This window comes from Actinomadura sp. NPDC048032 (genome assembly GCF_040653175.1).
GTDB classification, from domain to species: Bacteria; Actinomycetota; Actinomycetes; order Streptosporangiales; family Streptosporangiaceae; genus Spirillospora; species Spirillospora verrucosospora.
This window is the reverse complement of sequence record NZ_JBEZJP010000455.1, coordinates 1-6,363: the sequence shown is the minus strand read 5'-3', so window position 1 is coordinate 6,363 and position 6,363 is coordinate 1. Positions and strand designations below refer to the sequence as shown.

At 67.8% G+C, this 6,363-nt stretch carries 5 protein-coding genes; 3 read left to right on the top strand and 2 right to left on the bottom strand.

The window, feature by feature from the left end:
• Positions 1 to 338: 338 nt before the first annotated feature.
• Positions 339 to 731: a tautomerase family protein gene (locus AB0C69_RS36145; protein WP_345174071.1), complete on the bottom strand. Its 393-nt coding sequence runs from the start codon at positions 729 to 731 to the stop codon at positions 339 to 341.
• A 95-nt stretch (positions 732 to 826) separates the two neighbouring features.
• Between AB0C69_RS36145 and AB0C69_RS36140 the strand changes: the two genes are divergently transcribed.
• Together AB0C69_RS36140 and AB0C69_RS36135 are read left to right on the top strand one after the other, a co-directional pair.
• Positions 827 to 1,699 carry a LysR substrate-binding domain-containing protein gene (locus AB0C69_RS36140; protein WP_360359927.1) on the top strand — a complete coding sequence of 291 codons (873 nt, stop codon included), beginning with the start codon at positions 827 to 829 and terminating at the stop codon, positions 1,697 to 1,699.
• 265 nt (positions 1,700 to 1,964) lie between these two features.
• Complete coding sequence (locus AB0C69_RS36135; RefSeq protein WP_360359924.1) at positions 1,965 to 3,326, top strand: hypothetical protein; 1,362 nt, start codon at positions 1,965 to 1,967, stop codon at positions 3,324 to 3,326.
• A 95-nt stretch (positions 3,327 to 3,421) separates the two neighbouring features.
• On the opposite strand, the gene AB0C69_RS36130 is transcribed toward AB0C69_RS36135, so the two are convergent.
• Positions 3,422 to 4,933 (bottom strand): PLP-dependent aminotransferase family protein, encoded by a 1,512-nt coding sequence (locus AB0C69_RS36130; protein ID WP_360359930.1) that lies wholly within the window; start codon positions 4,931 to 4,933, stop codon positions 3,422 to 3,424.
• Positions 4,934 to 5,289: 356 nt separating this feature from the next.
• Between AB0C69_RS36130 and AB0C69_RS36125 the strand changes: the two genes are divergently transcribed.
• Positions 5,290 to 6,363 (top strand): CapA family protein (locus AB0C69_RS36125; RefSeq protein ID WP_360359921.1); only part of this gene is annotated, 1,074 nt, incomplete at its 3' end.

Genomic DNA, 6,363 nt, shown 5'->3' with positions numbered 1-6,363 from the left:
AAAACCCCCACAACTGTAACCCGGTCGGGTCGTTGTAAACTACATACATTTTTTTATCCCCCCCCAACCTTTGGCGGAATTGGCGGGCGGGGGGGGGGCCCCGCCGCGCGGGCCCCCGCGCCCTGCGCTCCGCCACCAGGTCGACAAAGCCGGGGTCTACGTGGGCATCACCATGATCGCCAAGGCTGACGAGCCCTCCACGAGAACACGGCACTGGCCCGCGGCCTCCTGTCGCCCCTGGCTCGCCCTCGGCGCGGCGGCAGCCTGATCGGCGATGGCGCCCTCTGGCGGCGTCACATGTCGCCGGAACACAGGGGGCGCGGAGCGAACCGTTCCCCTCAGCCCTGCTGCACCGCGTACTGCGCGATGCCATTGCCGAACGACCAGTTCTCCGGCAGTACCTCCACAAGATTGATGAACACGTCTTCGGGGCGCACGCCGGGGTTCGCCTGCAAGAGGTCGACGATGCGCAGGTAGAGCGCCTTCTTCTGGGCGAGGCTGCGCGTGTTGTTGGCGGTGATCCGGATGATGACCACCTCGTCGCTTCGTTCGACGCCGTAGTAGGTGGGGCTGACGCTGAAGGTACTGCTGTCGTGCTCGGTGATCGTCATGAAGCGGTCGTCTTCCGGCACGTCGAAGGTCTCACGCATGGCGTGGTAGACGCCTTCGAAGAGTGCTTGGTGGTACTCGGCGGACTTGCCGCGCCGCAACGACACTTGGACCAAGGGCATGGTCTGACTCCGTTCCTCGGGACGATTCGCAGCGTAGCCAGCACTTGATCATTCAAAAAAGTCATCTTAAGATATTTCAGTCATTAAATATTCCAATGATCGGCGTGACGATGAAGATGCTCGCCCTGGACGCTGTGCAGGCCTTCGTGCTGACCGCGGAGATGAAGAGCTTCACGCGCGCGGCGGAGGCGATGGACTCCACGCAGTCCGCCGTGAGCCTGAAGATCAAGCGGCTGGAGGACGCCTTGGGCCGCCGGCTGCTGGACCGCACGCCCCGCCTGGTCCGCCTGTCGCAAGACGGCGCCGCCTTCCTCGGCCCCGCACGTGAACTGCTGGCCGCCCACGCGGGCGCGCTGGGCTCGTTCGGCGTCCAGCGGCAACGCCTGTCGATCGGCATGAGCCACCACGTCGTCGGCGCCGAACTGCCCCACCTCCTGCGCCAGATGGGGCGAGTAGAGCCAGACCTGACGCTGGAGGTGAGAATCGCCAGCTCATGGGAGCTCCTTGACCTGTTCGACAGCGGTGCGCTGGACGCGGCCATCGTGCTGCGCCACGAGGGCCGTCGCACCGACGGTGAAGTCCTGATGGAGGAGCCCTTTGGCTGGATGGCCTCATCCGACTTCGAACACCGCTCCGGCGAGCCTCTGCGCCTCGCCCTGCAGGCCGAGTCATGCCATGTGCACGAGATGGCGGTGACCGCGCTGAACGAAGCGGGCATCGCTTGGCAAGAGGTGTTCGTGGGCGGCGGCATCGCGGCCATCGGTGCGGCCGCGGCAGCAGGCTTGGCCGTGGCGGCGCTCAGCCCGCGCGTGGCCCCACCCGGCACCATGGACATGGGCGAATCACTCGGTCTCCCGCCGCTGCCCGCCCGCAGCGTCGTCCTGCAATCACGCCCGTCCGAGCCGGCTGCTCGCAGGGCGCTGCGCACCTTCGCGTCCGCCCTGCGCGCCCAGCGGCACTCTTTTTGATCTACAACGTAAAGGTATCGGCTGAGTGAGCAGCTTCGCCTCCGAAGGAAACTGTCATCCTTGGCGTTCCAGATCGCTAACCGGATCAGCTTCCGCGATTTCCTCGTGGCATCCGCGACGGCCGGCGCCGGGCTGGGCGACCCCGCGCTTTCGCCATTGCGCACACCGGGGGAGTGCCTTCCGGGCCGCGCTTACCTGACACCGCTGGGTGCCCTCTAGGGATCGATGGAGGACTGGCACGCAGCGGCCCGACTAGGTTGAGCGCATGACAAGCCTGGATCATCCCCAACTCTCCGGGTTGGGGCGGAACCCGTCGGCTACTCATGATGTCCTGGTACGTCTGGCTGCACACAGGGCTGGCCGACACGGGATATCGCAGCGCCGTGGGCGGCTGGAGGACGCCGTTGTCGATGCTCTGCTGAAGCACGGCGACGGCGACACCGCGGTGGGCCTTCACGGGGACCGGATCTCCCCGGAGATGCGCCGAAGGATTGCCGAGCATCCCGATCCGGCGATCCGCAACGCGTTCACAGACTTTGTCCGCCACATGGTTGACCGCAAGGTGACGATTGGCATCGACGACCTTGAGGAAGCCTATGGCCAGCCTCGGACGATGCTTGCCAGTGCGCCGAGTCCGAGCCTGCGTGCCGCGGTCGCACGAGCCTGGTACGACCGGCCTCTCGCCGTGCAGGTGGAACTGCTCGCCGACCCGGATCCGCAGGTCCGTGCAGCCGCCACCGAGCGCAAAATTCCGGGTGTTCCGCCTGAGTGGAGGGAGCGTTGCCTAGCCGACCCTGCAGTGCGCATTAACGTGGCGCGCTACGTCCCACTTACATCAGAGCAGTTTGCGCAGCTCATGCGGCAGGAGGAGGCGGAGCTCCATCAAGCTGTCGCCTGTAATCCCCATCTATCGGCAGAGATGGTCGCCCAGCTCCTGGGCGTCGATGACCCGCTCGTGCGGGTCGCGGCTGCGCAGAGTCGGCATGTGGACGCCGAAACCCGGGACCGACTGTATGCGCTTGTAGAAGCCGAACGCGCGGACGGAAGGATCGAGGCGAAAGTAGCTCTTAGCTGGAACTTCGTCGAACCGGACTGGCTGCGCGAAGCGCCTCTCGATGAGCGGATGACCTACCTGGACTGCCAGCACACAACATTTCGGCGCGTTCTGGCCTCCTGTCACGACCTACCTGAAGAGGCATGGCGTCGGCTGGACAACGACCCGGAACTCGCAGTCCGCCGTGCTGCCGCCCGTCGGCCGGGCACACCACCAAAGGTCCTGGAAAGACTGGTCCGCGCCTACGGCGACGTATTGCACATCCGACCGCTACTCGTCGACCACCCCAATTTCCCTCGCGATGTGCTGCGAACGTTCGTCGACGAGCCAAGCCCGGACGTGCGCTACCTCGCCTTGCAAGACCCGGAACTACCCCTGCCATGCCTTCAGCAGCTCGCCGGCGCTTCCGAGCCCTTCCTGCGCCGCGGGGTCGCCCGTCACCACAACATCACTGACGTGTTGCTGGAGCATTTGCTCGGTGACCCAGACCCTGAGGTAGCCGACGACGCCGCTGCCAACTCGGCGCTGCGCCCGACCCAGATGTATCGGATCCTTACAGCTGCCGGCTTGTGACTCCCGAGAAGTTTGGGCTGAACTGCGGAAACGTCGATCAGGCGACCGGGCAGAATTGGATCGTTCCGTACGGTCAGGTCCGGTCGGTTGCCGAGTCAGGGCGTGAGCAGGGCGGTGGGCTGGCCCATCAGGGTGACGACGGCCTCGCCGATCGCCGCGGCGAGCTGCGGGGCGTGCTCGGCGGGAAGTGCGCCCGCGTTGATCCGCAGGTGGCGCTGGTGGCCGGGGGACAGGAAGAAGGGCTGCCCGGCTGCCAGTAGGAACCCTCGCTGCGCCGTGGCTTCGACCACCCGGTCGGCGTCACAACCGTCTGGGAGCGTGACCCAGACGTGCAAACCGTCAGTGTCGTATTCGGGGACGAAAAGGCCGATCTGCTGAGAGGCGCTGGCCTGCCGGAGGGCCTCGCGGACGGCGGCCCGGCGGTGCGCGTACTCGGTGCGCGCCTCCGTGAGAAGTTCGTCGAGGCGGGGGTCGGTGAGCGTCGCCGCGAGTACGCGCTGGGACGTCCGGGACGTCCATCCGTCGGCGAAGGACTTGGCCAGCGTGAGCGGATGGCGGATCGGCTGCTTGGCGAGGGCCACCGCCAGCCGCATGTCAGGGGCGATGGACTTGGAGAATGAGCGAAGGTACACGACGCGGTCCCGTAGCCGGGGATCGGTGTACAGCGACCCTGGTCGCAGGGTCGCGGCCTCGGCGAACTGGTCGTCCTCGATGATCCAGACGTCGGGATGTGGCGCGAGGGCGTCTGCCAGCGCGCGTCGGCGTTGCGCCGTCCAGCAGCAGCCGGTCGGGCTCTGGGCGCGGGGGGTGAACAGCACGGCCGAGACACCCGCGTCGACGGCACCGAGCAGCCCCTCGACGGTGACCCCCGCCTCGTCCAGCGGCATGGGGACGAGCCCCAGTCCTTGGAATTCGAGGGTGTCCATGGCGGTCTGGTAACCGGGCTCCTCGACGCCCACAAGGACGGTCTCGCCGGGGGAGCGCCGTTGGAGCAGCATGGCGAGCAGGGCCAGGAACTGCTGCGTGGAACTGGCGATGAGCAGGTCGTCGGCATCGGTCTCGATCCCGTCGTGGGCGAGCCGTTTGGCGAGCGCATCGGCCAGTTCCGGCTCGGTGCTCAGCGTCGCCGGATACTCCAGGTCCCGAGCCTGCAACCGGGCGGCGACGTCCCGGTAGGCGCGCTTGACGACGGTCAGCGGCAGCAGTCGCGGGTCCGGCCCGCCGCGCGTGAGGTCGCGCGCGTCAGGATGGCTGCGCTGCAGTCGCGCCTCGGTCTGGGCGAGAACCTGGCGCCGCCATGCCCTGCCACCGCGGGCGGGCATCGGGGGTTCGCCTCCGCGGGGGGGCGGTGCGGTCCGCGGGAGGTCGGCGGCCTCGCTGACGAAGGTGCCGCGGCCGGCCTCCCCGTGCACCAGGCCGAGCTCTCCGAGCCGGGCGTAGACGCTCATGACGGTGGTGACGCTGAGGCCCAGGTCGGTGGCGAGTTGCCGGACGGACGGCAAGCGCTCGCCGGGGCCCAGTTCGCCCGTCCGGATCGCCTCGGACATCTCGTGTGCCACTCGTTCGTAGAGCGGACGCCCGTTGCCCGAGGAGTCGCGCAAGGTCATTATCCGTCGTTGCACCTCAAGCATCACGCATACATTTTACCAGTACGTCGTGCGGCGTTGGAGTGCTCCCAGAGAGCGGGTGGGCGCCTGCCTCCGCTGGGAGGCCCCCGTGGTATGGCGTTCTGGGGCCTGCGTGCTTCTTTGGGAAGGTCTGTCGGGCACAGAGATACGGCCGGGCTGAGCATCACAGCCTCCGTCAACTGTACCCCTAACGTATTGACTGTGTTACGCGAGCGTGACACTGTGACGTCCGTCCTCAGCGCCGTACCGTCTGGTCCGGCATGGCCTGACGCGCTCGCCGTTCCGGCAGTGCGTGCCGGTACGGCGACCGTCCGCAGTACAGGAAGGCGCCGTGCGTGATCTCCCATCTGACCGCCACCGGTGACATCGTTCTCACCAGGTCCCTGGCCGAGGTGCCCGCTGATCCCGGCTTCACCGCACTTCAGGAGGTGCTCGGAGCATCGTCCTGCGTGCTGTCGAGCGTGGAGCTGCCCTTCTCCGACCGGGGTCACCCCTCCGACCGGATCCTCAACTTCCGAGCGCGTCCCGAACTCGTCCACGAGCTGGCCGCCTTCAACCTGAGGGTGGCGACACTCGCCAACAACCACAGTTCTGACTACGGCTGGGACGCCCTGGACGACACCGTGCGGAGACTGCGCTCGGTGGGAGTGACGGCGATCGGTGCGGGAGAGGATCTCGCGGCCGCCGAGGAGGCCGTCGTCCTGGATATCGCCGGCCGCCGCGTAGGGATCCTCGCCTGGTCCTGCCTGCTGCCGCTGGGAGCCGCGGCCGGCCCGTCCAAGCCGGGCATCTCTCCCGTGCACGTGGAGACCGAGTGGGTCGTGAACGGCGAGTTCCAGCTGGAGGAACCGGGCGTGCCCCCGGTCATCCGCACTCGGGTACGCGCGGCCGACCACGAGCGGGTCATCGGCCGCGTCCGGGAACTGCGGGAGCGCGTCGACGTCGTGGTGGTCACCGTGCACTGGGGCTTCGGGTTCGGCAGCGCGCGCGCCGAGTACCAGCGGGTGTTCGGACACGCGCTCGTGGACGCGGGGGCCGACCTCGTCCTCGGCCATCACGTGCACGCCCCGCAGGGGGTGGAGGTGTACCGGGATCGGGTCATCGTCTACAGCCCGGGCAACTTCGTGGCCCAGCAGCCGAGGGAGAACATCACCCCGGAGATCGAGGAGATCTACGACGCGTTCAGCCGGGACGCCTTCATCACGGTCGTCGACCTGGCCGGCGGAGACGTCCCGCGGGTGTCACTGGTGCCGATCATGACGGCCGAGCACGGGCTCCCCGTCCTGGCGGATCCGGAGAACGCCCGCCGTATCGCGGACCGGCTGGCCGTCCGCGTCGCCGAGTGGGTTGGCGCCGTCTTCTCCGTCGGCGTCGTCCACTCCGTCCCACCACGCACGCCGACCCCACCT